Annotated in this window: 25 protein-coding genes; 11 read left to right on the forward strand and 14 right to left on the reverse strand. The window is 59.7% G+C overall.

Annotated elements, in window-relative coordinates:
- Both PspR84_RS00280 and PspR84_RS00285 read left to right on the forward strand, forming a co-directional pair.
- A complete protein-coding gene (locus PspR84_RS00280; protein WP_016986431.1) occupies positions 1–939 on the forward strand; it encodes an MlaD family protein in 939 nt (312 codons plus the stop codon).
- Positions 936–1,559 (forward strand): ABC-type transport auxiliary lipoprotein family protein, encoded by a 624-nt coding sequence (locus tag PspR84_RS00285; RefSeq protein WP_160054487.1) that lies wholly within the window; start codon positions 936–938, stop codon positions 1,557–1,559. Before PspR84_RS00280 ends, PspR84_RS00285 begins: the two co-directional genes overlap by 4 nt.
- Positions 1,560–1,675: 116 nt before the next feature.
- Here PspR84_RS00285 and PspR84_RS00290 read toward each other — a convergent pair whose 3' ends face one another.
- From PspR84_RS00290 to PspR84_RS00310, 5 genes are all read right to left on the reverse strand, one after another.
- Positions 1,676–2,905: a spore maturation protein gene (locus PspR84_RS00290; protein WP_150731535.1), complete on the reverse strand. Its 1,230-nt coding sequence runs from the start codon at positions 2,903–2,905 to the stop codon at positions 1,676–1,678.
- A 198-nt stretch (positions 2,906–3,103) separates the two neighbouring features.
- Positions 3,104–4,435 carry a glutamate/aspartate:proton symporter GltP gene (gene gltP, locus PspR84_RS00295; RefSeq protein ID WP_160054489.1) on the reverse strand — a complete coding sequence of 444 codons (1,332 nt, stop codon included), beginning with the start codon at positions 4,433–4,435 and terminating at the stop codon, positions 3,104–3,106.
- A 702-nt stretch (positions 4,436–5,137) separates the two neighbouring features.
- The gene (locus PspR84_RS00300; protein WP_160054491.1) at positions 5,138–5,602 is read right to left on the reverse strand and encodes an inhibitor of vertebrate lysozyme family protein; all 465 of its coding nucleotides are present in this window, start codon (positions 5,600–5,602) and stop codon (positions 5,138–5,140) included.
- Positions 5,603–5,604: 2 nt separating this feature from the next.
- A complete protein-coding gene (locus PspR84_RS00305; RefSeq protein WP_003177151.1) occupies positions 5,605–5,769 on the reverse strand; it encodes a DUF1328 domain-containing protein in 165 nt (54 codons plus the stop codon).
- 72 nt (positions 5,770–5,841) lie between these two features.
- On the reverse strand, positions 5,842–6,126 hold the full coding sequence (locus PspR84_RS00310) for a hypothetical protein (protein WP_160054493.1): 285 nt from the start codon (positions 6,124–6,126) through the stop codon (positions 5,842–5,844).
- A 427-nt stretch (positions 6,127–6,553) separates the two neighbouring features.
- On the opposite strand from PspR84_RS00310, the gene algB reads away from it, so the two are divergent.
- Positions 6,554–7,900 (forward strand): sigma-54-dependent response regulator transcription factor AlgB, encoded by a 1,347-nt coding sequence (algB, locus tag PspR84_RS00315; protein WP_047297450.1) that lies wholly within the window; start codon positions 6,554–6,556, stop codon positions 7,898–7,900.
- A 10-nt stretch (positions 7,901–7,910) separates the two neighbouring features.
- On the forward strand, positions 7,911–9,701 hold the full coding sequence (locus tag PspR84_RS00320; RefSeq protein WP_160054495.1) for an ATP-binding protein: 1,791 nt from the start codon (positions 7,911–7,913) through the stop codon (positions 9,699–9,701).
- On the opposite strand, the gene PspR84_RS00325 is transcribed toward PspR84_RS00320, so the two are convergent.
- The 7 genes from PspR84_RS00325 to PspR84_RS00355 all read right to left on the reverse strand — a co-directional run bounded on the left by PspR84_RS00325 (position 9,698) and on the right by PspR84_RS00355 (position 17,072).
- Complete coding sequence (locus PspR84_RS00325; protein ID WP_174244487.1) at positions 9,698–11,311, reverse strand: EAL domain-containing protein; 1,614 nt, start codon at positions 11,309–11,311, stop codon at positions 9,698–9,700. The two genes, PspR84_RS00320 and PspR84_RS00325, sit on opposite strands and share 4 nt — an antisense overlap.
- 76 nt (positions 11,312–11,387) lie before the next feature.
- Positions 11,388–12,170 (reverse strand): N-acetylmuramoyl-L-alanine amidase, encoded by a 783-nt coding sequence (locus PspR84_RS00330; protein ID WP_160054499.1) that lies wholly within the window; start codon positions 12,168–12,170, stop codon positions 11,388–11,390.
- Between the two features lie 101 nt (positions 12,171–12,271).
- The gene (locus PspR84_RS00335) at positions 12,272–14,329 is read right to left on the reverse strand and encodes a GGDEF domain-containing protein (protein ID WP_160054501.1); all 2,058 of its coding nucleotides are present in this window, start codon (positions 14,327–14,329) and stop codon (positions 12,272–12,274) included.
- Positions 14,326–15,204 carry an endonuclease/exonuclease/phosphatase family protein gene (locus PspR84_RS00340; RefSeq protein ID WP_007911779.1) on the reverse strand — a complete coding sequence of 293 codons (879 nt, stop codon included), beginning with the start codon at positions 15,202–15,204 and terminating at the stop codon, positions 14,326–14,328. The genes PspR84_RS00335 and PspR84_RS00340 overlap by 4 nt, the downstream gene beginning before the upstream one ends.
- 14 nt (positions 15,205–15,218) lie before the next feature.
- Entirely contained in the window at positions 15,219–15,860 is a 642-nt protein-coding gene (locus PspR84_RS00345; RefSeq protein ID WP_160054503.1) for a thiol:disulfide interchange protein DsbA/DsbL, read from the reverse strand.
- Positions 15,861–16,126: 266 nt separating this feature from the next.
- Positions 16,127–16,738 (reverse strand): c-type cytochrome, encoded by a 612-nt coding sequence (locus PspR84_RS00350; RefSeq protein ID WP_160054505.1) that lies wholly within the window; start codon positions 16,736–16,738, stop codon positions 16,127–16,129.
- Positions 16,739–16,781: 43 nt separating this feature from the next.
- A complete protein-coding gene (locus PspR84_RS00355) occupies positions 16,782–17,072 on the reverse strand; it encodes a c-type cytochrome (RefSeq protein WP_038365005.1) in 291 nt (96 codons plus the stop codon).
- A gap of 191 nt (positions 17,073–17,263) precedes the next feature.
- Between PspR84_RS00355 and yihA the strand changes: the two genes are divergently transcribed.
- Positions 17,264–17,908: a ribosome biogenesis GTP-binding protein YihA/YsxC gene (yihA, locus tag PspR84_RS00360; protein ID WP_008081236.1), complete on the forward strand. Its 645-nt coding sequence runs from the start codon at positions 17,264–17,266 to the stop codon at positions 17,906–17,908.
- A gap of 412 nt (positions 17,909–18,320) precedes the next feature.
- Here the strand turns inward: yihA and polA are convergent, their stop codons facing one another.
- Entirely contained in the window at positions 18,321–21,125 is a 2,805-nt protein-coding gene (gene polA, locus PspR84_RS00365; protein WP_160054507.1) for a DNA polymerase I, read from the reverse strand.
- Between the two features lie 74 nt (positions 21,126–21,199).
- Between polA and PspR84_RS00370 the strand changes: the two genes are divergently transcribed.
- A complete protein-coding gene (locus PspR84_RS00370) occupies positions 21,200–21,490 on the forward strand; it encodes a DUF2782 domain-containing protein (RefSeq protein ID WP_064389732.1) in 291 nt (96 codons plus the stop codon).
- Positions 21,491–21,544: 54 nt separating this feature from the next.
- Complete coding sequence (locus PspR84_RS00375) at positions 21,545–22,498, forward strand: homoserine kinase (RefSeq protein WP_102902565.1); 954 nt, start codon at positions 21,545–21,547, stop codon at positions 22,496–22,498.
- Between the two features lie 90 nt (positions 22,499–22,588).
- On the opposite strand, the gene znuA is transcribed toward PspR84_RS00375, so the two are convergent.
- On the reverse strand, positions 22,589–23,509 hold the full coding sequence (gene znuA, locus PspR84_RS00380) for a zinc ABC transporter substrate-binding protein ZnuA (RefSeq protein WP_174244423.1): 921 nt from the start codon (positions 23,507–23,509) through the stop codon (positions 22,589–22,591).
- Positions 23,510–23,575: 66 nt separating this feature from the next.
- Between znuA and PspR84_RS00385 the strand changes: the two genes are divergently transcribed.
- From PspR84_RS00385 to PspR84_RS00400, 4 genes are read left to right on the forward strand one after another with little or no spacing between them, the layout of a single operon-like run.
- Positions 23,576–24,058 (forward strand): Fur family transcriptional regulator, encoded by a 483-nt coding sequence (locus PspR84_RS00385; RefSeq protein ID WP_007911760.1) that lies wholly within the window; start codon positions 23,576–23,578, stop codon positions 24,056–24,058.
- Entirely contained in the window at positions 24,058–24,843 is a 786-nt protein-coding gene (gene znuC / locus PspR84_RS00390) for a zinc ABC transporter ATP-binding protein ZnuC (protein ID WP_008081224.1), read from the forward strand. The genes PspR84_RS00385 and znuC overlap by 1 nt, the downstream gene beginning before the upstream one ends.
- Entirely contained in the window at positions 24,836–25,624 is a 789-nt protein-coding gene (gene znuB, locus PspR84_RS00395) for a zinc ABC transporter permease subunit ZnuB (RefSeq protein ID WP_007911758.1), read from the forward strand. The genes znuC and znuB overlap by 8 nt, the downstream gene beginning before the upstream one ends.
- 37 nt (positions 25,625–25,661) lie before the next feature.
- Positions 25,662–26,375 (forward strand): PA5502 family lipoprotein, encoded by a 714-nt coding sequence (locus tag PspR84_RS00400; protein ID WP_160054511.1) that lies wholly within the window; start codon positions 25,662–25,664, stop codon positions 26,373–26,375.
- Positions 26,376–26,479 lie beyond the last annotated feature (104 nt).

The following is a 26,479-nucleotide window of genomic DNA, read 5'->3' on the forward strand; positions in this document are numbered from 1 at the left end:
ATGGAAACCCGAGCCCATCATGTGTTGATCGGCCTGTTCACGGTGATTGTGGTGGCAGGCGCCCTGCTCTTCGGTCTGTTCCTGGCCAAGTCCAGCGTCGACACCGAATTCAAGGATTACGAGATTGTCTTCAGCGAGGCGGTCAGTGGCTTGTCCAAGGGCAGCCCTGTGCAATACAGCGGGATCAAGGTCGGCGATGTGATCAACCTGCGCCTTGATCCAAAAGATCCACGGCGGGTGCTGGCGCGGATTCGTCTGGCCGGTGATACGCCGGTCAAGGAAGACACCCAGGCCAAGCTGGCGCTGGCCGGGATCACGGGGACGTCGATCATCCAGCTCAGCGGTGGTACCCCGGAAAGCCCGAAACTGCGTGGGCATGACGGTAATCTGCCGACCATCGTCGCGTCGCCCTCGCCTATTTCGCGCTTGCTCAATGACTCCAACGATTTGATGACCGGCATCACTGCGCTGCTGCAGAACGCCAATCAGATGTTCTCTGCCGAGAACGTCGAGCGCGTCAGCAAAACCCTCGCCCATCTGGAGCAGACTACCGGCACCATCAATGATCAGCGCGGTGACATCAAGCAAGCCATGCAGCAACTGGCGACCGTCGGTAAACAGGCCGGCAGCATGCTCGAACAGACCTCGTTACTGATGCGCAACGCCAACGGCTTGATCAACGATCAGGGCAAGCAAGCGTTGGGTAGCGCCGAGCAAGCGATGAAGTCGCTAGAGCAAAGCACAACAACCATCAGCACTTTGCTCAGCAAAAACGAAAACTCCCTCGATAACGGCATGCAGGGCCTCAATGGCCTGGCCCCTGCGATCCGCGAACTGCGCGAGACGCTGACTTCGTTGCGCGCCATCTCGCAACGCCTTGAGGCCAACCCCAGCGGCTACCTGCTGGGCCGTGACAAGAACAAGGAATTCACACCATGAAGCTGACTCGACTTGCCCTCCTCGCCGGCTTCACGCTGATCAGCGCCTGTTCGATTCTGCCCCAGTCCGAGCCGTCGGATGTCTATCGCCTGCCGGCCGCACAGGCGCCCGCCTCGGCCAGCTCGGCGGCAACGCAGCAGTGGTCGTTGCGGCTGAACAAGCTGCAGGCCAGTGAGGCGTTGAACCGGCCGACGATTGCGGTGATTCCGCAGGGCGATGTGATCAGCAGCTACAAGGGCTCGCGCTGGAGCGATCCGGCGCCGGTGCTGGTGCGTAATCGTCTGCTGGATGGGTTTCAGAGTGATGGTCGGGTGACGTTGCTCAGTACCGATGACAGCAACTTTGCTGCGGATCTGGAATTGGGCGGCAGTTTGCAGGCGTTTCAGACCGAGTATCAGGGCACGCAGGCCAGCGTCGTGGTGCGGGTTGATGCGTTGCTGGTGCGTGGTTATGACCAGCGGATTCTGGCCAGTCGCCGCTTTGAAGAGCGTCAGCCGTTGAGTGATGTTCAGGTGCCGGCGGTGGTCGCCGGGTTTGGCCAGGCCAGTGATCGCCTCACCGCGAAAGTCGTCGCGTGGGCCGTAGATCAAGGCCAAAGACTTGCCCCACCGAAACCTTAAGCCAGGCATCAATCCCTGTGGGAGCGAGCCTGCTCGCGAAGGCGTCGTGTCAGACACATCAACGTGAATGACACACCGCTTTCGCGAGCAGGCTCGCTCCCACATTGGATATTTGTTCAGCCGAAGAACCAGTAGCAGACGAAAATGGCGCCAACGACACCAGCAAACTCCGCCAGCAACGCACACCCCACCGCATGCCGCGCCCGCTGAATCCCCACCGCGCCGAAATACACCGCCAGCACATAGAACGTGGTCTCGGTACTGCCCTGAATCGTCGCCGCGACCAGCGCTGGGAAGCTGTCGACCCCCGAGGTCTGCATCGTCTCGATCAACATCGCCCGTGCCGCGCTGCCGGAGAACGGTTTGACCATTGCTGTCGGCAGCGCATCGACAAAGCGCGTGTCCCAACCGGCCCACTCGACCAGATGGCGAATTCCGTCCAGCCCGAAGTCCAAGGCACCAGAGGCACGCAACACGCCTACAGCACAGAGCATTGCCACCAGATACGGCAGCAGATTCTTCGCGACATCGAAGCCCTCTTTGGCGCCCTCTACAAACGCCTCGTAGACCTTCACTTTCTTTAACGCGCCGATCAGCAAGAACAGCATGATCAACCCGAACAGCGTGAGATTGCCGAGGATCGACGACAATCCTGCCAGAGCCGTCGCCGAAAGGGTGCCCAGCAGCGCCATGAAACCACCCAGTATCAACGCCCCGGGAATCAGATACGCCAACACCACCGGATCCCAGATCCGCAAACGCTGCATGAACGCCACCGAGAGGAAGCCGACGATCGTCGAGCAACTGGTCGCCAGCAGGATCGGCAGGAACACCAGTGTCGGGTCCGGCGCGCCTTGCTGGGCGCGGTACATGAAGATCGTCACCGGCAGCAGGGTCAGGGAGGAGGCGTTGAGCACCAGGAAGAGGATTTGCGCGTTACTGGCGATGGTGGCACTGGGATTGAGCTCCTGCAGCGCCTTCATGGCTTTCAGGCCGATCGGCGTGGCCGCGTTGTCGAGGCCCAGACCGTTGGCGGCGAAGTTCAGGGTGATCAGGCCAAGGGCAGGGTGGCCGGCCGGGACTTCCGGCATCAGCCGCAGGAACAGCGGGCCGAGTACCTTGGCCAGCCATTCGACGATCCCGGCCTTCTCGGCGATGCGCAGAAAGCCCAGCCACAGGGTGAGGGTGCCGAACAGCAGCACCATGACTTCGACCGAGAGCTTGGCCATGGCGAAAATGCTTTCCACCATCGCCGCAAAGATCCCGGCGTTGCCGCCGATCAGCCACTGCGCGAGCGCCGATACGGCTGCCACGATGAAGAAGCCAAGCCACAGGCCATTAAGCATCAGTCAAATCCCCCGAAGAATGCGGCGAATGATAGCGGGGTCGCCAGAAACGACAAACCCCGGATTTCTCCGGGGTTCGTTTGGCTGACTCGGTCCACTGTAGGAGTGAGCCTGCTCGCGATCGCGGTGTATCAGACAACAGGGATGTTGAATGTACAGCCCTCATCGCGAGCAGGCTCACTCCTACAGGGATTTGTGTCAGTTCTTGGAGATTTCGCCTGCTGGCAGTTTTTCCTTGCTGCGCCAGTGCGGCAGGGAGTTCCAGTAGCGCTGGCCCTTGGCGTCGTCGTACATGCCTTCCCAACGTGCGATAACCAGTACCGCCAAGGCGTTACCAATCACGTTCAGAGCGGTACGCGCCATGTCCATGATGCGGTCGACACCGGCGATGAACGCCAGACCTTCCAGCGGAATACCCACGCTGCCCAGAGTGGCCAGCAGTACCACGAAGGACACGCCCGGTACGCCGGCGATGCCTTTGGAGGTGACCATCAGGGTCAGCACCAGCAGCAGTTGTTGGCTGATCGACAGATCGATGCCGTACAGCTGAGCAATGAAGATCGCGGCGATCGACTGGTACAGGGTCGAACCGTCGAGGTTGAACGAATAACCGGTCGGTACCACGAAGCTGCAGATGGCTTTCGGTGCGCCGTAGGCTTCCATCTTCTCGATCACCCGTGGCAGCACGGTTTCCGAGGAGGCAGTGGAGTAGGCCAGCACCAGCTCATCCTTGAAGATGCGCATCAGCTTGATCACCGAGAAGCCGAACAGCTTGGCGATCAGGCCCAGTACCACGAAGGCGAAGAAGGCGATGGCGACGTAAACCAGGATCACCAGTTTGGCCAGCGGCAGCAGCGAGGCGAAGCCGAAGTTGGCGACGGTCACCGCGATCAGTGCGAACACGCCGATCGGCGCATAGTTCATGATCGTGTGGGTGACTTTGAACATGCTTTCCGAGACGCCCTGGAACATCTTCACCAGCGGCTCGCGCAGGTCCGACTGCAGGCTCGACAGACCGAGACCGAACAGCACGGAGAAGAAGATGATCGGCAGCATTTCGCCGCGGGCCATGGCCGCGAAGATGTTCGACGGGATCAGGTTGAGGATGGTCTCGATGAACGCGTGTTCATGCTGTACCTCGGCGGCGGTTGCCTGGTACTTGGAGATGTCCACCGTGCCGAGGGTGCTCATGTCGATGCCTGTGCCCGGATGGAACAGGTTGGCCAGCAACAGGCCGACGACGATGGCGATGGTGGTGACGATTTCGAAATAGATGATCGTCTTCAGGCCGATACGCCCGAGCTTCTTGGCGTCGCCCACGCCGGCAATGCCGACAATCAGGGAAGAGATGACGATCGGGATCACGATCATCTTGATCAGACGGATAAAGATATCGCCTGCCGGTTGCAGGACGTTGCTGATCCACCAGGCCTTCTCGGCACTGAAGTGGTTGAGCAACGCACCAATTGCAATACCCAAAACCAGACCGATGAGGATCTGCCAGGCGAGGCTAATTTTTGCCTTCTTCATTATCTTTACCCTTACTTGCGTTTGACTCAGGCACATGCAGGAACTGGAACGCTCATTAGCGGAAAAGTCTGTGCATCTGCCTCCGTATAAGGTGCCCCGAAGCGCGTGATTACGGCTCTTCGGCAGGCGAAAAAAGGCGCAACTATTCCGATGCAAGGTTGCGCCGTCTAATGCCGTAAACGCCTACCCTATGCCGAATCGGCATGAGCTTTTTTAAATGAAACTGGCGTCCCAACCGGTTCGATTGTGACATTTCGGCCGGCATAAGTGCCGTGAACCGGTCTTTACAGCGTGGGTTGGTTATTTTTTGAACGAGAAAAATCGACAAAAAATCTAGGAAAAAGCCTACGCAGGAAGACTAGAAGTCCTACTGTTTAAACGGTCTCTTTGTCGATATACGGTCGCCGTGAAACACCGCGTAATGTTTTTGCGCGCAGTGTCAGCGATAAAAAGGATGAGCTGGACGCTCTGGATCAATGTTTTGCGTGTTTGAAAGCTCAGCGCAAGTCCGTCGAACCACTGTGGGTCGGCGAACCTGCGGCGCAGCTTTTACCCTGACCCGGCCCTCGCGCAGGCACTCCCTGTACCCGTAGGTCACTCCGACCCTGCAACAGTCAGAACGTCCCGGCCCCCTGGTCATGCGCCAGCCTTCCTCAGGTCGGCGCAATGGAAGACAGCAGGGCTGCTGTCTTCATGTTCAGATCAGTACCACTTCGGATCTTTTTTCAGGGTTTCCATTAGCAGATCCTGCATGCCCTGGTCGGGTTTGCCGAGGAAGCGGTAGGTGGCATGTCGCGTTGGCGACTTGTCGGCCGGCAGTCCCTCGGGCACATCAACGAGCATGGCGTAAGCGTCTTTCTTGTCGAAACTGAACGCGACGATCAAGCGGTGGTTCAAGCACTTGTCTGCGGATTCGCAGAGCGGCCCGACCAGATACTGGTCGCCATCTTCAGTTACGGCATTCATTTGCTGGTCAGGCGTGCCGGACAGGTTCATCACCCATTCCGGCAGGCGCTCTTCCTTCTTCACCACGCCTTCCCAGGTTTCCCGGTATTGCGGGTCGGAACTCAACAGTTCGTTGACTCGCGTCTGGCCGTCATTGGCCGCCATCGCCATGGCACTACCGCCCAGAAGCAGGGCGGCTGCCAGTGTCTTTAACACACTCATCGTTAACCTCGGCCGCGACGGCCAAAGAAGAAGGAAGCGATGAACATCACCAGGAACACGACAAAGAGAATCTTGGCGATACCCGTGGCGGTGCCCGCGATACCACCGAAGCCCAGTACTGCAGCGATGATGGCAATGATCAAGAATGTAATTGCCCAGCTCAACATGGTGATTCTCCTTACTTCTCTATTTGGGGGTGTTACGTGTTCCGGCGCTCTGCGCCCGAATTCGTTTGCTCTTTAGAAAACCCAGCGCTCTTCACGTGGCAGTTGATCCAGTGGCTGCGCCTGATCGACGTCCATCATGCGCATCGAGGCGCTTTCGGCCTGACTGCTGCTGACGGCGCTGAAGTGCGTTTGCGTGTTGTGCTGGATCGAAATCAACGGCTCAACCTGCTGGCTGTTTTCCCAGCGCAGGTATTGCTGGCAGGCGATCAGGGTGATCAGCAGCGCCAATACGCCAAACAGACCTTGCTGGATGTGCAGTGGCGAGATACGCACTTGGGCGGCACGTGGGCGAGTCATCCTGGGTTCCTCACTCTTATTCGGTTGGGGCAGTTCTGATCTGCCCGGGATGAGTGAGATATTGCAGCCTGCATGCCAGTTTTTTATTTGAAAAATATTCAATAAAATCAATGAGTTGTAAGCATGATGAAAAACGTCTGCGACGCATCCTGCACGATGGGTCCTCTGGGGTCGTGCGCAATGCACGATTTTTTCGTAGGAGAATTCATTCTTATGGAATTGAGAGCAGGGCGTAGATGTCAGAAAAGTACGCAGGGAATGCCCTGCAAATCTGAATTTGTTTAAAAAACCAGCAAAACCAACAACTTGGCTGTAAAGGCAGGAGAGAGCTACCCTCCTATGGCTGGCATCGTTCAGAATCAACCATGCAACTTGCCCGATTTTTCCGGGACTAACCCAAGACCAATCACTATGGAGCGTAGGAAAAATGGAATCTGCCACTGAGCATCAAGGCCGCATTCTGCTGGTGGACGACGAATCCGCCATCCTGCGTACTTTCCGTTATTGCCTCGAAGACGAGGGCTATACGGTGGCCACCGCCAACAGCGCGGCTCAGGCCGAGGCATTGTTGCAGCGCCAGGTCTTCGACCTGTGCTTCCTTGATTTGCGCCTGGGCGAAGACAACGGTCTCGACGTGCTGGCGCAGATGCGCATTCAGGCGCCGTGGATGCGCGTGGTCATCGTCACCGCGCATTCGGCTGTCGATACCGCCGTCGATGCGATCCAGGCGGGCGCCGCCGACTATCTGGTCAAGCCGTGCAGCCCGGATCAGTTGCGTTTGGCCACCGCCAAGCAACTGGAAGTGCGCCAACTGTCAGCGCGCCTCGAAGCGCTGGAAGGCGAGATCCGCAAACCGAAGGACGGGCTCGATTCCCACAGCCCGGCGATGAAAGTCGTATTGGAAACCGCCCGCCAGGTCGCCGGCACCGACGCCAACATTCTTATCCTCGGCGAGTCCGGTACCGGTAAAGGTGAGCTGGCCCGAGCGATTCATGGCTGGAGCAAACGTGAGAAGAAATCCTGCGTGACCATCAACTGCCCGTCGTTGACCGCCGAACTGATGGAAAGCGAGCTGTTCGGCCACAGTCGCGGTGCGTTTACCGGCGCCAGTGAAAGCACGCTGGGCCGGGTTAATCAGGCCGACGGCGGTACGCTGTTTCTCGACGAGATCGGCGATTTTCCCCTGACATTGCAACCCAAGTTGCTGCGTTTCATTCAAGACAAGGAATATGAGCGGGTAGGGGATCCAGTCACCCGTCGCGCTGACGTACGCATTCTGGCTGCGACCAACCTCAACCTGGAAGACATGGTCCGTGACGGGCGTTTCCGTGAAGACCTGCTCTATCGCTTGAACGTCATCACCCTGCACTTGCCGCCACTGCGTGAGCGCGCCGAAGACATTCTGACTTTGGCTGATCGCTTCCTCGCTCGCTTCGTTAAAGAGTACGCACGTCCGGCACGGGGCTTCAGCGACGAGGCTCGCGAGGCGCTGCTGGGCTACCGCTGGCCGGGCAACATTCGTGAGCTGCGTAACGTGGTTGAGCGGGCGAGCATCATCTGCCCGCAGGAACGCGTGGAAATCAGCCACCTCGGCATGGCCGAACAACCGGCCAACAATGCGCCAAGAGTCGGTGCGGCGCTGAGTCTCGACGAGTTGGAAAAAGCCCATATCGGCGCGGTGCTCGCCACCGCCGGCACGCTGGATCAAGCGGCGAAAACCCTGGGCATCGACGCCTCGACCCTGTATCGCAAGCGCAAGCAGTACAACCTGTGAGCGCCGGGCGATGAAACTGGCGATGAAGTTGCGCACGCGGTTGTTCCTGAGTATTTCCGCCTTGATCACGGTGGCCTTGCTCGGGCTGTTGCTCGGGCTGGTCAGCGTGATGCAGATGGCCGGCACTCAAGAAGCTTTGGTGCGCAGCAACTTCGTCACTCTGGATCTGGGGCTCAAGTTGCGGCAGACGCTGGGTGATCAACTGATCATCATGCTGGCCGAAAAGCCTGATCCCGTGGCGTTCGAAGCGTCGAAACAGCATTACTTCGAGTTGCTGGACCAAGGCATCGCCCAAGAGCAAGAGGGCGATGGTCGGCTATACGGCTTCAGTCGGGCAAAAGCGGATTATCTGAGCTTCCTGGAAGCTTTCGATTTGTCGCGTGACCCGGCCGGCTCCATAAGCAGCAGCGCTGACTTCAGGGAGCGCTTCAATACGTTGCGCAACGGACTGATCACCGAACACAAGCATGCACTGGATAACATCAACGCGGTACAGCGTGAGGCGCGTGACCGTGCCTTGTTGATTGCGGGTCTGCTTGGATTTGTCGGATTGGCGGTGCTGATCATCGGTTTCATCACGGCCCACGGGATTGCCAGGCGTTTTGGCGCGCCGATCGAGGCGCTGGCGCAAGCGGCGGACAATATCGGCCAAGGCAATTTTGAAGTGACCCTGCCGATTTCGTCGGCGATGGAAATGAATCAGCTGACCAAGCGTTTCGGCATGATGGCTGAGGCACTGCGCGAACATCAGGCGACCAACGTCGATGAATTGCTCGCCGGCCAGCAACGCTTGCAAGCGGTACTCGACAGCATCGATGACGGCTTGCTGATGATCGACCGCCAGGGGAATCTGGAGCACCTCAATCCCGTCGCTCAGCGGCAGTTGGGTTGGGACGATGATCGTCTCGGCCAGGGACTGGGCACGGCGCTGGAACGACCAGAGCTGGATGCGCAGCTGCAACTGGTGCTGCGCGGCGGCACGCTGGAGCGGGCGCCGGAAGATTTGAGTATTGAGGTTGACGGCGAATCACGCCTGCTGACCTACAGCCTGACGCCGGTCAGTCATACCCAAGGGCATATTCTCGGCGCGGTGATGGTGCTGCACGATGTCACCGAGCAGCGTGCCTTCGAACGGGTGCGCAGTGAATTCGTGCTGCGCGCTTCACATGAGCTACGCACGCCGGTTACCGGCATGCACATGGCCTTCGGTTTGTTCCGCGAGCGAGCGAAGTTTCCAGCGGAGTCGCGCGAGGCTGATCTGCTCGACACCGTGAATGAGGAAATGCAGCGCCTGATGCAGTTGATCAATGACTTGCTTAACTTCTCGCGTTATCAGAATGGCCTGCAGAAACTCACACTGGCGCCATGCTCCATCGAAGACTTGCTGGAGCAGGCGCAGCTGCGCTTTGCCGATTCGGCGGCGGCCAAGGGCATCGCCCTGAATGTCGAAGTACAGGCGCCGCTGCCACGTTTGCAGGCTGATCAGGCGCAACTCGATCGCGTGCTCGACAACCTGATCGACAACGCCCTGCGCCATACCGCCCGCGACGGTCAGATTCGCTTGCAGGCACGTCGGCATGGCGAGCGGGTGATAATCAGCGTCGAAGACAACGGTGAAGGCATTGCCTACGGCCAGCAAGGGCGAATCTTCGAGCCGTTCGTGCAGGTCGGGCGCAAGAAGGGCGGCGCTGGACTGGGTCTGGCGCTGTGCAAGGAAATCGTCCAGCTGCATGGCGGACGCATGGGGGTTTATTCGCGGCCGGGGCAGGGCACGCAGTTCTATATGGCGCTCGCGGTTTAGGCTTCGTCGTCCATACGCCTTCCCGCGAGGCGTCGGCCACGGGTGATCAGTTCGATGAACTGCACCGCGCTCAGCGCATGGGCGAACAACCAGCCTTGACCGAATTTCACGCCTTCGCTACTGAGCAGCTCAGCCTGTGATTCCAGTTCGATGCCTTCGGCAATCACCTTCAGATCCAGCGCCTGGGCCATGTGAATGATGTGCGGAGCGACGCCGCTGCTGGCGGCGTCATGACCCAGTGCATCAATAAACGCTTTGTCGATCTTCAGGCAGTCCACCGGCAAGGTTTGCAGGTAGGCGAGGCTGCAATAGCCGGTGCCGAAGTCGTCGATCAACACCTGATGGCCGACATCGCGCAAGGCTTGCAGGTTTTCCCGCGCCACCACCACGTCAATCAAGCCACGCTCAGTGACCTCGAAGGCTATCTGCCGCGCGGCTACACGATGGAGCGTTAGCAGCCGCGCCATGACCTGGCCGATGCGCGGCACCATCACGTCGCAGGCAGCCAGGTTGACCGAGATATACAGTTGCGGATTGGCTCGCAGCACCGGACCCAGTTGCTCCAGCAAACGCTGGAGGACAAAGTCGGTCATCTGCCGAATCTGCCCGGTATTTTCCGCCATGGGGATGAACAGGTCCGGGCTGGTCAGTGTGCCGTCGGGGCGGCGCCAGCGCAGCAGCGCTTCGGCGCCGACGCAGTTGCGGCTGTCGAGGTCGAAGATCGGCTGGTAGAGCACCTGTAGCTCGCCCCGGCGAATGGCGCCATTGAGTTCGGCGTCCAGTGACTGGCGCTGGCGCACCAGCAAGAACACAAAGAACCCTAGGAATGCGCCGAGCACTAGACAGGCCGGAACCATCCACCACCAGATCGCAGGGATGTGCATGCCGGTGCGCGGCGTGATCAGCACCAGTTGATATTCCGGGTTGTTGGTGGGCATGCGGTAGATCAGCCGAGTCTGAGTGACTTGTAATGACTCGCGGCTTTTCGGTGGCCAATGTTCGGTCGGTGGCCAGGCCTGCGCCGTACCGAGGACCGGGATCGCCCGGGTGCCGTGATCGAGAACCACCAAAAGGCTGCTGCCGGGCGACAGATCGACCATGTCGGTCAGATGCCCACGTGATGTGGCCACACGAAAATTGCCGCGGCCCAGCATCAGCGCGGCGCGGTTTTCATCGGGTTCGGTGGTGGTATTGAGCCAATAGCTGTAAGTCGGCCCTCTGATATCCGGCGCCCGTACTACCGACACGCCTTCCTGACGTGGGCGGTTGGAGCAGATCCGCGTGGCGTCCATGTAAGCCGCTTCGTAGACGAAGCGATAGTTGAAGGTGACTTGCTGCAGGGTCGCGATCATTTCATCGTCACAACTGCGCAATGGCTGCGCTTCGAGATCGTCAAGACTTTCGCGTAACTGGCCGAACAATTGTTCGAGGCGGGCGAGGAAACGTTCGCCTTGCGCGTTCATTTCCTGACTTTCGCTTTGCTCGACCTGTCGCATTGCCACGAACATTCCGCCGGCGATCAGCAGGCAGGCACTGAGGACAGCCGCGATCATCGCCAAAAACCACGGGCGATAAAACCAGCTACGCAGCGTCTCTCGGGTAGCAACCATCATGGAATATCCGAAGAATTACCAATGAGTTATAGCTGCTGATTGCGATTTCGCCCTAACCGTCGGGCGGGCGTCATTATTTTGTCTGGTTAAGTACCAGCAACAACGCTGCCGTTTGCGCATCCGGCGTGCCGTCGAAGCGCGAGGGCCGGAAGTGCATCTGGAACGCGGCGAGGACATGGCGCGTGGCGATGTCCAGCTCGCCGGTCTGTGGTGTGTCATAACCCAAGTGCGCCAATTGCGCCTGGAACCAGCTGATGCTTGGCAGCTCGCTGCTGTTGAACAGCATCTGCTGACGCGCAACCGCCTGTTCGTTCGGCCATATGCCCAGGCCTTCGGCAGCGAGGCGCTTCCACGGGAACAATGGGCCCGGATCGAGTTTGCGCAGTGGTGCGATGTCGCTGTGGCCGATGATGTGCCGCGGGCTGACGCCGTTGCGCTTGCTGATGTCCTTGAGCAGGACGATCAACGATTGGATCTGCGCTTCGCTGTACGGATACCACAGACGCCCGGTCGGCGTGTCTTTGAAGCCTGGATTGACGATTTCAATGCCGATCGAGCTGGAGTTGAGCCAGGTACGGCCCTGCCATTGGCTTTCGCCGGCATGCCAGGCGCGCTGGTTCTCATCCATCAGTTTATAGACGGTGCCGCCCTTGTCGTCGCCGATCAGGTAATGGCTGCTGACCTCGCCGTGGGTCAGCAATTGCAGAGAGCGCTCCAGCGAGGCCGACGTGTAATGCACGATCACGAACTGGATACGGCTGTCGTAATTGGCCGAAGGATGGCTGATGTCGTAACGCGGGCTGCTGGAACAAGCGGCCAGAACGAGCAGCGAAGCGAGGAGGGCAAAGAATTTCATGGCAGAAGGCAGTACACGCAAGACAGTAATGCAACAGTGTAACGTACTGCCTTGCGTCTCGACGGCCAGTGGGCGGATTTAAACAAAATGGAACAATTTGCTCAGCCCAGCTCGACCCGATTGCGTCCTGCATTTTTAGCGCGGTATAGCGCCTGATCGGCTCTTTTCAGTACCAGATCGCTGTGTTCTCCAGCGCGGAATGATGCCAGTCCCATGGAAATGGTGATCGTCACCCGCTCGCCCTTGAAGTGAAACGGGCAAGCTTCGATCGCTGCGCGCAGGGCCTCCAGCAGTTTGGCGCCTACTGCCGGCGGCGTTGCCGGCATCAACAGAACGAACTCTTCCCCGCCGAAACGGGCAATGAAGTCCGAGCCGCGCAGGCGTTTGCGCAACACGGTGGCGATGATTTTCAGCACCTTGTCGCCGGCCAGATGGCCGTAGTTGTCGTTGATCCGTTTGAAGTGATCGAGGTCGAGCATGGCCAGGCTCAGGGTGTTGCCGTGTTGTTGCCACTGCTGGATTTCGTGCTCGAGGCGTTCGCTCCACGCGGCGCGATTGGGCAGGCCGGTGAGCGGATCGATCAAGGCTTTCTGTCTTTGTACTTCAAGATGTTCGCGGAAACCTTGGGCTTCCTGTTCCATATGCGCTACGCGCTCTGACAGGCTTTTCAGCCGCGTGGCGACTTCCTGCTCGCGGGCGTCGCGCTGCTTCTGGTGCTGATCCATGGTGCCGAGCAGGCCTTCGAGATGGTTCTCCAGCACGTGCTTGAGGTCTTCCAGATCCGCTGCTTCCTGCACGCTGGTCTGCAGGCCGTCGACTTGCTCGCGGATCTGCGTGTCCATTGCCCGCGCCGCCGAGCTGTTGTCGGCATGGCCTTCGCTGGCCGCTTGCAGGTTGCTCTGGAATGCTTCGAGGCGTTCGTTGAGCTGTTGCAGATAGGCTTCGAATTCGTGCTGACCGCTGTCGGTGATCGCCAGCATCAACGTCGCAAGATCGTCGAGGATCGGGATCAATTCGTACCAGTTCAAACCGTGTTTGAGCCGTTCACGCATGGCTTCGGCTTGTGGACGGTGACGTTCAGGCAGAGTCAGGTCGTCGAGCAGCCCGATCAGGGTGTCTTCGATGTGTTTGGCCACGGAGCTATAGGATGGCTCGGGGGTGTCTGGCAGGGCGAACAGGATGTCGTGCTCGGGCTGCTCCGGGTCGATGGCGGCCAGCGCCAGGGCAATTGGCTCGGGCAGTGGCAAGCTGTCGAGGATCAGTGGAGTCGGATCGCCGGGGTGGATCAGTTCATCGGGATTGATGGCGGCAGGCGCGATTTCATTCTGAGCAGGAGCCGGGGTGAAAACAGGCTCAAGCTTGATGTGCTCAGCCTGCGGTTCGACCGGATGGCTGCTGACTTTGCTGACGACCGTGGGTGGTACAAAGTTAACCACCTCTGCCGGTTCCGGTTCCAAATGAGCCTGGGTGGCTGGCGTCGTTGTTTCGACGGGCACCACTGCTTCGATGACAGGCGCTGCCGTCATGGCTTCGATCACGGCGACAGGGGCGGGCTGTGTGGCTTCTGGTTCGGGCGCCGGTGGGCCAAGCCGTTGCGGCGGCGCGGGTGATTCTGTCGCTGGCGCTTCTTCGCTGTCGCGGCTACCAAACAGCCGTTGCAGCAGACCCGGGCGACCCGGCTCTGCCGGGGTGTCCAACTGACTCAACGCCTTGCCCTGCAAACCACTGAGCTCACTCAGCAGCAGCGGCATTTCCCGCGCCGAGCCGACGCGGCCATCCAGTTGTTTGGCGAACTTCTTCAAGGGCTGGGCGACTTCACGTGGCAGCGGCAAAGCCTGCAACTGCGTGACCAGCGATGTCAGCGCGCTGCTGACTTGATCAATGCGGGTTTCGCGGCGCTGCTCGGAATCGAGCACGGCTTTTTCCAGGCGCGGCAAAAGGGCGGCCAGGCCGGCGTCCATGTCGTCGGTGCGCACCACGTCGCGCATCTCTTTCATGCACTGATCAACGACCTTGTCGGTACCTTCAGCCGCCAGTGTGCTGCGCACCAGACCGCGACGCAGCAAGTCGAGCCTGGCGGCCCAGCGGCGTTCGAGTTTGTCCTGCTGTTCGATGCTTTTGAGGTACTTCTCTTTCCAGCGCTGGGCGTCGTCGCTCATTCAGGGGTTCCGCGAGGGGCAGGACTCAACGCGGGCAATGCATCGGCCGTGAGCGAACCCGGCAGACGAATCTCTACCGCGACCGGCAGGTGATCGGAAATCGGTTGGGCCAGCACTTCGACCTTTTCCAGGGTCAGGGTCGGGCTGAGCAAAATATGATCAAGGCAACGTTGAGGACGCCAGCTGGGGAAAGTCGCTTCCACCTGCGGGGCCAGTAGGCCGAGATCGCGTAACGGAGAGTGTTGTAGCAGATCGCTGGCGTGGGTGTTCATGTCGCCCATCAACACCTGGTGTTTATAACCACCGATCAGCTCACGAATATAGGCCAGTTGCAGGCTGCGTGTTCGCGCACCAAGGGCCAGGTGCATCATTACCACCACCAACGCTTCCGGGCCTTCGCCGAAACGCAGCAGAATCGCCCCGCGACCTTTCGGGCCGGGCAGCGGGTGATCTTCGATCGCCGACGGTTTCAGGCGACTGAGCACGCCATTGCTGTGCTGAGCGAGTCGGCCGAGGTTGCGATTGAGTTGTTGATACCAGTAAGGGAAGGCGCCGAGTTGGGCCAGATGTTCCACCTGATTGACGTAGCCCGAACGCAAGCTGCCGCCATCGGCTTCCTGCAGAGCGACCAGATCGAAGTCGCCGAGCAAGTCACCGATCTTTTGCAGGTTGCCTGAACGGCCGTTGTGCGGCAGCAGGTGCTGCCAGCTACGGGTCAGGTAATGCCGATAGCGCTCGGTGCTGATGCCGACCTGGATATTGAAACTGAGCAGACGCAAACGCTGGTCTGCGGGCAGGCCCGTGGACTCCAGGTGATGCTCGTTGACCTGCGGATCATGCAGGCCAACGATGCGTTCAGACTTCCAGCGGCGCATGGCGGTAGCCGCGCTTAGTTGGCAGCAGCCTTGGTTGCCGCTCGCTCTTTGGCGACCAGTTGGTCAGCCAGTTGCAGCGCTTGTTCGGCACCACCGGCGGAGCCGATGTCAAAGCGGTACTTGCCATTGACGATCATGGTTGGCACTCCAGTGATTTCATACTTCTTGGCCAGTTCGCGAGCTTTTACGATCTGACCTTTGATGGCGAACGAGTCGAACGTGGCGAGGAATTTGTCCTTGTCTACGCCCTGGGTGGCGAGGAAGTCAGCCATGTCGTTCTTGTCGGTCAGCTTCTTGTGTTGTTTCTGGATTGCTTCGAATACGGCGTTGTGAACCTTGTGCTCGACGCCCATGGCTTCGAGGGTCAGGAACATCTGACCGTGAGCGTCCCATGGGCCGCCGAACATGGCTGGAATACGTACGAAGTTGACGTCGGACGGCAGTTTCTCAACCCAAGGGTTGATCACGGGCTCAAAAGCGTAGCAGTGCGGGCAGCCGTACCAGAACAGCTCGACCACTTCGATCTTGCCAGGCTCTGCAACCGGAACCGGGTTGGCCAGTTCCACGTAAGGGGCGGCAGGGGCTTCGGCGGCTTGAGCGGTCACGCCGAACAGGCTGGCAGCGACGAGGGCGGCGCTGATGATCAGATTACGCATGCTTTACTCCTGGACAATTTGGGTCGCCTCGCGCGACCTGTTTTCAGACAGATCCTGGCGGGCATGAGTTCTGTAGTGTAACGGCAGCGGCCACAAAAAAGGGCGGCCAAAGCCACCCTTTTTATACTTGCTGCGACGGATTAATCGAGCGTTAACATTGCCGGAGATATCAACTCCTGCATTGAATCACGCAACACCCCTGTAGGAGCTGCCGAAGGCTGCGATCTTTTGATCTTCAGCCTCGCTCAACGCCCGATCCGGCGCGCTTAGTGCAAACCCTGAATGTAGCTGGAGACCGCCGCAATATCTTCGTCGCTGAGGCGCTTGGCGATGGTCTGCATGGTCATGGTGTCGCCGTCGTTGGTGCGGCCACCTTCTTCCTTGCGGAAATCGGTCAGCTGCTTGGCGATGTATTGAGCGTGTTGGCCACCCAGGTGCGGAAAGCCGGCAGCCGCGTTGCCGGCGCCGTTCGGTGAGTGGCAGCCGGTGCAAGCTGGCAGGCCCTTGGCCAGGTTGCCGCCACGGAACAGGGCCTCACCGCGTGCAACGATCTTCGGATCGGCGGCGCCGACACTGCCCTTCTGGGTGGCGAAGTAGGCGGCGATGTCGGCCAGATCCTGATCGCTCAGGTTGGTCAGCAGGCCGGTCATTTCCAGAACGGTGCGCTTGCCCGACTTGATGTCGTGCAGTTGCTTGGTCAGGTACCGTTCACCTTGACCTGCCAGTTTCGGAAAGTTTGGCGCCATGCTGTTGCCGTCCGGGCCATGGCAGGCTCCGCAAACGGCGGCTTTTGCCTGGCCCGCTGCGGCATCACCGGCAGCATGGGCGAAGCCTGAGATTCCCACGGTCAACAGCAGACTCACGATCAATTTGTTCATCAGCTAATCCAACTACGGCTAAGGGTTAAGTTATGGACCGGGTTTACTCGCTCATCCAAAGGATGATGGCTTGGTAATCCTCGGCACTGCAGTCCATGCACAAACCACGCGGCGGCATCGCCTTGAAACCCTGGGTCACGTGTTGCACCAGCGTCCCCATACCTTTCGCCAACCTCGGCGTCCAAGCTTCCTGATCGCCTCTTTTGGGCGCCATGGGTAGTTGGCCGGAATGACAGGCACCACAAACACGGTTGTACACAGCTTCCGGATCCTGTGTAGCCTGTGCGCTGTAAAGCGGCATCAAGACTCCGGCAGCCAGCAGCCATTTCGTCATAAAACGACCTTTTCAGGGTTGAGAGCGTTCTGCGTTCTAATGCGCAATCAAAGTCTGTCGCTCTCGTGAACTTCATCCTTCGCTGGGACAAAGCACACACAAAATCTGCGGCATTATATACTGGCGTCACTGAAACGGAAGCGACACCGCGTTCCGCGCCCAATCCCGGCGCCGCCCACATCGGAAATCCCATGCAACTCAAGAATCCCATCCTCGGCCTGTGCCAACAGTCCACGTTCATGCTCAGTGCCGCCAAAGTCGATCAATGCCCTGACGACGAAGGCTTCGAAGTAGCGTTTGCCGGTCGTTCCAACGCCGGCAAATCCAGCGCGCTGAACACTTTGACTCACGCCAGCCTGGCGCGCACCTCGAAAACTCCGGGCCGCACACAGCTGTTGAACTTCTTCAAGCTAGACGAAGATCGCCGTCTGGTCGACCTGCCGGGCTACGGTTACGCAAAAGTACCGATCCCGCTGAAGATGCACTGGCAGCGTCACCTTGAGGCGTACCTCGGTGGCCGCGAGAGTTTGAAGGGTTTGATTCTGATGATGGACATCCGTCATCCAATGACCGACTTCGACCTGCTGATGCTCGACTGGGCCGTTGCCGCCGGCATGCCGATGCACATCCTGCTGACCAAGGCCGACAAGCTCACCTATGGCGCAGCCAAGAACACCCTGCTCAAAGTGCAGTCGGAAATCCGCAAGGGCTGGGGCGATCTGGTGACCATCCAGCTGTTCTCCGCGCCAAAACGCATGGGCCTGGAAGAGGCCTACACTGTACTGGCCGGCTGGATGGAACTGGCAGACAAAGGCGCCGAAGCGGCAGCCGAGTAAGTCGGGATTGGGAAAAATTGGTTGTAGTGTGCTCAGGCAAGGCAAAGGTGATGCTCAAAAGCGGAGTTTAGGGGACCTAAATGAGCATTTTGAGTAGCGCCTTTAACGCAGCATGGCCGCGCTACAGCCGATTTTTGGGCAAAAAAAGCCCCGGATTTCATTGGGGAGGGAGAAATTCCGGGGTTTAAGTTCCGAACCGCTAGGGCGGGGTTCAGATATCTGCCAACACTTAACACAACATAGGAGCATCGAAGGGCTTCACCAGCCATTCAGTATCTCTGAGTAGTGTCCTTCCAGATTAGTTCAGATTTTTTTCAAAAAGCTTTGGAATAATCCCAAGCGCTTTTCGAAATAAGCAGATTTTCCGGGGCTGCCGCGACGTCATGTCGCGGCAAAACCGTATTCAAATGGCTCAGTGAGCCTCATCCCAATTGTTGCCCACACCCACTTCGACCAGCAGTGGCACATCCAGCTTCGCCGCTTCGCTCATGTGCACGCGAATCTCGGCGCTGACCTGTTCGACCAGATCCTCGCGAACCTCCAGCACCAATTCATCGTGTACCTGCAGGATGACTTTGGCGTCCAGTCCGGACGTCGCCAGCCAGTTATCCACAGCCACCATGGCCTTCTTGATGATGTCGGCGGCCGTGCCTTGCATTGGCGCGTTGATCGCCGTGCGTTCGGCGGCGGCGCGCTCCTGCGGCTTGTTCGAGTTGATTTCCGGCAGGTACAGGCGACGACCGAAGAAGGTCTCGACATAACCCTGATCCGCCGCCTGCGTGCGGGTGCGATCCATGTACTCGCGAACCCCCGGATAACGGGCGAAGTAGGTGTCGATGTAAGCCTTGGCAGTTTTGGTGTCTACGCCGATGTCCTTGCCGAGTTTCTGCGCGCCCATGCCGTAGATCAGGCCGAAGTTGATCGCCTTGGCGCCACGGCGCTGGTCGGAAGTCACCTCGTTGAGTTCGACCTTGAACACTTCGGCAGCGGTGGCGGTGTGCACGTCCAGATTGTTGCGGAAGGCGTTCATCAGGCCTTCATCTTTGGACAGGTGCGCCATGATCCGCAGTTCGATTTGCGAATAGTCCGCCGCCAGCAGTTTGTAGCCCTTTGGCGCTACAAACGCCTGACGGATGCGTCGACCTTCAGCGGTGCGCACCGGGATGTTCTGCAGGTTCGGATCGCTGGAAGACAAGCGCCCGGTCGACGCTACGGCCTGGTGATACGAGGTGTGAATACGCCCGGTGCGCGGGTTTATCTGCTCTGGCAGGCGATCGGTGTAGGTGCTTTTCAGCTTGCTCATCGAGCGGTGCTCCATCAGCACCTTCGGCAAGCGGTGATCGTCTTCAGCAAGTTTCGCCAGCACTTCTTCAGCAGTGGACGGCTGACCTTTGGCGGTCTTCTTCAGCACCGGCAGGCCGAGTTTCTCGTAGAGAATCACGCCCAGTTGCTTCGGCGAGCCGAGGTTGAATTCTTCCCCGGCGATTTCGAAGGCTTCGCGCTCCAGCGCAACCATTTTGTTGCCCAGCTCGATGCTCTGGATGCCGAGCAGCTCAGCGTCGACAAACGCGCCTTGGCGTTCGATGCGCGCCAGCACCGGCACCAACGGAATCTCGATGTCGGTCAAAACGCTGGCCAGACTCGTGATCGCGCTGAGTTTTTCGAACAGCGTCTGGTGCAGACGCAGGGTGATGTCGGCGTCTTCGGCGGCGTACGGCCCGGCCTGCTCCAGCGCGATCTGGTCGAAGGTCAGCTGCTTGGCGCCTTTGCCGGCGATGTCCTGGAAGCTCACGGTGGTGTGATCCAGGTACTTTTGCGCGAGGCTGTCCATGTCGTGGCGGGTCGCGGTGGAGTTGAGCACGTAGGACTCAAGCATCGTGTCGAAGGCGATGCCGCGCACGGTGATGCCGTTGTTCTGGTCGCCACCGATGGCGCAGTTGGCCAAAATGTTCATGTCGAACTTGGCGTGCTGGCCGACCTTCAGCTTGCTCGGGTCTTCGAGAATCGGCTTGAGCGCGCGCAGCACGGTGTCGCGATCCAACTGCTCCGGCACGCCGATGTAGGAGTGGGTCAGCGGAATATACGCGGCTGCGTTGGCCTGCACGGCGAACGACAGGCCGACCAGTTGCGCCTGCTGCGCGTCGATGCCGGTGGTTTCGGTGTCGAAGGCGAACAGTTTGGCGTTGTTGAGTTTTTCCAGCCAGACGTCGAAGCGCGCCTGATCTAGGATGGTTTCGTAAGCGGCTTCAGCAGGAACGGCAGGCGCTTCTTCTGCTGGTGCGCTGAACAGATCGCCAGCCGGCGCAGGCTCGCTGCCTGCGCTCAATTCCAGACGTTTGGCGTCGCGATCCAGATCGTTGATCCAGCTTTTGAATTCCAGCAGCGAGTACAGCTCGTAGAGCTTGGCCGGGTCTTCCGCGCCCATCTGCAAGTCATCGAGTTCGACGTCCAGCGGCACATCGACCTTGATGGTCGCCAGTTGATAGGAGAGGAACGCCATCTCCTTGTGCTCTTCAAGCTTGGCCGGCAGGGTTTTCGCGCCGCGAATCGGCAGGGTCGGGACGATGTCGAGATTGGCGTACAGCTCGGTCAAGCCGCCGTTGACGCCGACCAGCAGGCCGGAAGCGGTCTTCGGGCCAATGCCCGGAACGCCCGGAATGTTGTCGGACGAATCGCCCATCAGCGCCAGATAATCGATGATCTGCTCCGGTGCGACGCCGAATTTCTCCTTCACGCCTTCGACGTCCATCGAGCTACCGGACATGGTGTTGACCAAGGTAATGTGGCCGTCGACCAGTTGCGCCATGTCCTTGTCGCCGGTGGAGATCACCACCGGGCGATCCGCCGCCGCGCTGCTGCGGGCGAGGGTGCCGATCACGTCGTCAGCCTCGACGCCTTCGACGCACAGCAGCGGGAAGCCGAGGGCGATCACGCTCTGGTGCAGCGGCTCGATCTGCACGCGCATGTCGTCGGGCATGCTCGGGCGATTGGCTTTGTATTCGGCGTACATCTCATCGCGAAATGTCCCGCCCTTGGCGTCGAACACCACGGCGAACGGGCTGTCCGGGTACTGCTTGCGCAGACTCTTGAGCATGTTCAGCACGCCTTTGACCGCACCGGTCGGCAGGCCTTTGGAAGTGGTCAGTGGTGGCAGCGCGTGAAACGCGCGGTACAGGTAAGACGAACCGTCCACCAGGACGAGGGGGGCTTGGCTCATGAGCAGGATCAACCTTTTCGGCGGGTCCGGCGCTAGAATAGCGGGACCGTTGACGACAAAGGGACAAGGTTATCATGCGTACGTTAAATCGCTTGCTGCTGGTCGGTCTGATTGCTGCCTCACCGTTGGCCGCGATGGCGGCGGATGATGCGCCGTCGGGAGATCCTGAAGTCACCATTCGCACGGAAGGCGACAAGACGATTCAGGAGTACCGTCAAAACGGGTTCCTGTACGCGATCAAAGTCACGCCGAAGGGCGCACCACCCTACTTTCTGGTGCGTGCAGACGGGACGGATGCAAACTTCATCCGCTCGGATCAGCCGGATATGCTGATTCCGTCGTGGAAGATTTTCGAATGGAAGTAGATTTTTAATTCACCCGGCGCCGCAATTGGCGGCGCCCGTACTGGCAGTTAAAACATGTCTGTGTTCACTCCCCTGGCTCGGCCCGAGCTGGAAACCTTTCTCGCCCCTTACGGGCTTGGCCGTCTGCTTGATTTCCAGGGGATCGCCGCCGGCAGCGAAAACACCAACTTCTTTATCAGCCTGGAGCAGGGCGAGTTTGTCCTGACCCTGGTTGAGCGCGGCCCGGTGCAGGAGATGCCGTTCTTCATCGACCTGCTCGACGTGCTGCATGAAGCCGACTTGCCGGTGCCGTATGCACTGCGCACCACCGACGGCGTGGCGTTGCGTGAGCTGAAAGGCAAACCGGCGCTGTTGCAACCGCGCCTGTCCGGCAAGCACATCAAAGTCGCCAATGCTCAGCATTGCGCGCAGGTTGGCGAATTGCAGGCGCATCTGCACCTTGCGACCCAGGGCGAGCGCATGATCAAGCGCAAGACCGATCGTGGCCTCGACTGGATGCTGGAGGAGGGCACGGAGTTTCTTTCGCACCTGAGCGATGAACCGCGTGCACTGCTGCAAAAGGCGCTGGATGAAATCACCGAGCGCAAAGACAAGATTCTCGCGCTGCCGCGGGCGAATATTCATGCCGACCTGTTTCGCGATAACGCGATGTTCGAAGGCACGCACCTGACCGGGCTGATCGACTTCTACAACGCCTGTTCGGGGCCGATGCTGTATGACGTGGCGATTGCCTTGAATGACTGGTGTTCGGACGAGGACGGTTTGATCGATGGGCCGCGAGCCCGCGCGTTTCTCGGCGCCTACGCGGCGCTGCGGCCATTCACGGCTGCGGAGGCCGAGTTGTGGCCGACCATGCTGCGCGTGGCCTGTGTGCGGTTCTGGCTGTCGCGATTGATCGCGGCGGAGCAGTTCGCCGGGCAGGATGTGTTGATTCACGATCCGCAGGAGTTTGAGCAGCGCTTGGCGCAGCGGCAGCAGGTGCACACACCTTTGCCTTTCGCGCTTTAAGATCAAAAGATCGCAGCCTTCGGCATCTCCTACAGGATTTACATCAATCCCCTGTAGGAGCTGCCGAAGGCTGCGATCTTTTTCTATGGCTTACAACGATTCCAGGCACCCGGCCAGATCATTGCCGAGCTTTTCCAGAACCTGCTCATAACCCTGAGCCGTCGCCGGGGTGTACCCGCCCAACGCATCCAGCTCAGCCAGTTTCACCGGCAGCCCGGCCACCAAAGTCTCGGCCAGACGCGGGCGCAACGGCGGCTCGCTGAACACGCAAGTCTTGCCCACTTCCTGCAACCGCTTGCGCATCGCCGCAACATGCTGCGCACCCGGCTGCACTTCCGCCGCAACGCTGAACACGCCGGTGTGCTTCAGGCCATAAGCCTCTTCAAAATAATCAAACGCCTCGTGAAAGACGAAGTACGGCTTGCCTTCAACGCTGGCCAGACGCTTCTTCAAACGCTGATCCAGTGCATCGAGACGCTCGTCGAACGCCTTGGCGTTGCTCTGATAGCGCGCGGCGTTGGCCGGGTCGGCGGCGCTGAGGTCTGCGGCCATTTTGTCGGCAATCACCCGCGCATTCACCGGCGATAACCACAAATGCGCATCCAGCGTGCCCGGGCGGTGATCGTGATCATGCTCGTCGGCGTCTTCGGTGTGGGAATGGCTGTCCTCGGCAAAACGCCGCAGTTTCATCCCTGGCAGATCCTGCACGGCGACGCTCGGCAGCGTACGACCGTTCAGCACGCGCGGCAGGAAACCTTCCATATCCGGGCCGATCCAGTAGAGCAGATCCACCGACTGCACCTTCCGTACGTCGGATGGCCGCAGCGCGTAATTGTGTGGCGAAGCACCCGGCGGCAGCAGCACTTCGGGAACCGCCACGCCGTCCTGCACGGCCGCTGCAATCAGCTGCAACGGTTTGATGCTGGTGAGGACTTTGACCTCGGCCTGAGCCGAACCGATCAGCAGAAAACTGGCGACAAAAGCCACAAAAACAGAAAAAAGTCGGGACACGATGACCACTCAAGGAGGCGAGAACGGGTAACATAATAACGTCTCTATCAAAACTCGTCGCCGCCCATGCCTATTACACCGATTGCCAGCCGTCCCCACGACCACTCTCATTGCGTACACAGCGCTTTGTCCGAGGCCGATACCTTGTGCGCCCAGAAAGGCTTGCGCCTGACCGCGTTGCGCCGCCGGGTGCTGGAATTGGTATGGCAGAGCCACAAGCCACTGGGCGCCTACGATATTCTCGCGGTGCTGAGCGAGCAGGACGGCCGCCGCGCCGCGCCGCCGACCGTGTACCGCGCGCTGGATTTCCTCCTGGAAAACGGCCTGGTGCATCGCATCTCTTCGCTGAACGCCTTCGTCGGCTGCGTACACCCGGAACACGCGCATCAGGGCCAGTTCCTGATCTGCCGTGACTGTCACGCTGCCATCGAACTTGAACAAAAAGTGATCAGCGACGCGATCATCAACAGCGCCAAAGACGTCGGTTTCATCGTCGAAGCGCAGACCGTCGAAGTCGTCGGCCTGTGCTCCGGTTGCCAGGGGGCTTGATGAGCAATGCGCTGATCCGTCTGGAGCAGGTCGCCGTCACGTTTGCCGGGCAGACTGTGCTGGACAACATCGAGCTGAGTGTCGAGCCGGGGCAGATCGTCACCCTGATCGGTCCCAACGGCGCTGGCAAGACCACGCTGGTGCGCGCCGTGCTCGGGCTGTTGAAACCAGACAGCGGCAGCGTCTGGCGCAAGCCGAAGCTGCGCGTTGGCTACATGCCGCAAAAACTTCACGTCGATCCGACCTTGCCGCTGTCGGTGCTGCGCTTTCTGCGGCTGGTGCCGGGCGTTGACCGTCCGCGTGCGCTGGCGGCATTGAAAGAAGTCGGCGCCGAACACGTCATCGACAGCCCGGTGCAGAGCGTTTCCGGGGGGGAAATGCAGCGCGTACTGCTCGCTCGGGCGCTGCTGCGCGAACCGGAATTGCTGGTGCTCGACGAGCCGGTGCAGGGCGTCGACGTCGCCGGGCAAGCCGAGTTGTACAGCCTGATCACCCGTCTGCGCGATCGCCATGGTTGCGGCGTGTTGATGGTGTCCCACGATTTGCATCTGGTGATGAGCACCACCGATCAGGTGGTCTGCCTCAACCGTCACGTCTGCTGCTCCGGGCATCCCGAGCAGGTCAGTGGCGATCCGGCGTTCGTTGAGCTGTTCGGCAAGAACGCGCAGAGCCTGGCGGTCTATCACCATCATCACGACCACGCTCACGACCTGCACGGTTCAGTGGTCAAAGGGCCGGTCATTGGCCAGCCTCACGTTCACGGAGACAACTGCAAGCATGGCTGATTTTCTGTTGTATGCCCTGCTTGCAGGTCTGGCGTTGGCGATCGTTGCAGGTCCGCTGGGTTCGTTCGTGGTCTGGCGGCGCATGGCCTATTTCGGCGATACCCTGTCCCACGCCGCATTGCTCGGCGTGGCGCTGGGCTTTTTGCTGGATGTCAGCCCGACCGTTGCGGTCACCGTAGGCTGTCTGTTGCTGGCGGTGCTGCTGGTCACGTTGCAACAGCGTCAACCGCTGGCGTCTGACACGCTTTTGGGAATTCTCGCACCGAGCACGCTCTCTCTCGGTCTGGTGGTACTAAGCTTCATGCATGAAGTGCGGATCGACCTGATGGCCTATCTGTTCGGCGACCTGCTGGCGATCAGCCCGACTGATCTGGCGTGGATCCTCGGCGGCAGCGCGGCGGTGCTGGTGTTGCTGGTGACGCTGTGGCGGCCATTGCTGGCGATTACCGTGCACGAAGAGTTGGCCAAAGTCGAAGGCCTGCCGGTCGCTGGCCTGCGCATGGCACTGATGCTGTTGATCGCGGTGGTGATCGCGGTGGCGATGAAAATCGTCGGTGTGTTGCTGATTACTTCACTGTTGATCATCCCGGCAGCTGCGGCACAGCGTCACGCCCGTTCGCCGGAGCAGATGGCACTGGGCGCGAGCCTGCTGGGCATGCTCGCGGTGTGTGGCGGGCTGGCCTTGTCGTGGTTCAAGGACACCCCGGCAGGCCCGTCAATCGTTGTGACGGCGGCCGCACTGTTTCTGCTGAGTTTTGTTCTGCCCCGTCGTGGGGTGTAGACTTGGCCGCTTTTTGCGCAAATAGAGAGTCGCAGGAATGAAGCCGTTCGCCTCCCGTTATCTGCTCCTTGTCGCATTTTCAGTGCTGCTGGGCGCCTGCCAAAGTACCCCACCGGTGGTTGAAGCCCCCGATGCGCGGGCTACGGCCATCGCACAGCTGGAGCAAAGCCTGGCCAGCAGCGAACTGGCCACCGCTGAAGACCAATTGGCTGCTTTGCAGAAAGACGCCCCAAACGATCAGTCCCTTGAGCAGTACCAGCGGCAGCTTGCCGAAGCGTATCTGCGTCGCAGCCAGATCGTGTTGCAGAAGGGTGATGTGAATGCCGCCGCCACAGCATTGAGCCGTGCCCGCGTGCTGATGCCCAAAGCGCCGGCGCTGACCGGTGGCGTCAACGGCGCCATCACCGAAGCGCGCAAGGCTGAGCTGGAAAAGGCCGAAGCAGCCTTGCTGGCCGCCGAGGCGAAGCCGAAAGCCAAGGTGATCGATCCGACTGCAGAGAGCACCACGGTTGCGTTGAATATCACCGATAGTCGCAAACTTCGCCGTCAACTGGATGCGATCGCTGCTGATGTGGTGAATTATGAGTGTGGGGTGACCATTCAGGCACCACGGACGAATGACTATCCATGGTTGTCGACGTTGCTGACCAAACGGGTAAAGAAGCTGAACCCGGATTTTGATCTGAAGATTGAGAAGCAAATCGTGCGCACAGTGCCGGCGCAGATGGTTCTGAGCCCGCGTAAACCCTAAAAAGCTTCGCGAGCAGGCTCGCTCCCACAGTAGATTTTCGTCGATCACAGGAATTGTGTTCACTGAAAATCCCAATGTGGGAGCGAGCCTGCTCGCGAAAGCGT

The sequence above is a fragment of the Pseudomonas sp. R84 genome, from assembly GCF_009834515.1.
Classification (GTDB): domain Bacteria; phylum Pseudomonadota; class Gammaproteobacteria; order Pseudomonadales; family Pseudomonadaceae; genus Aquipseudomonas.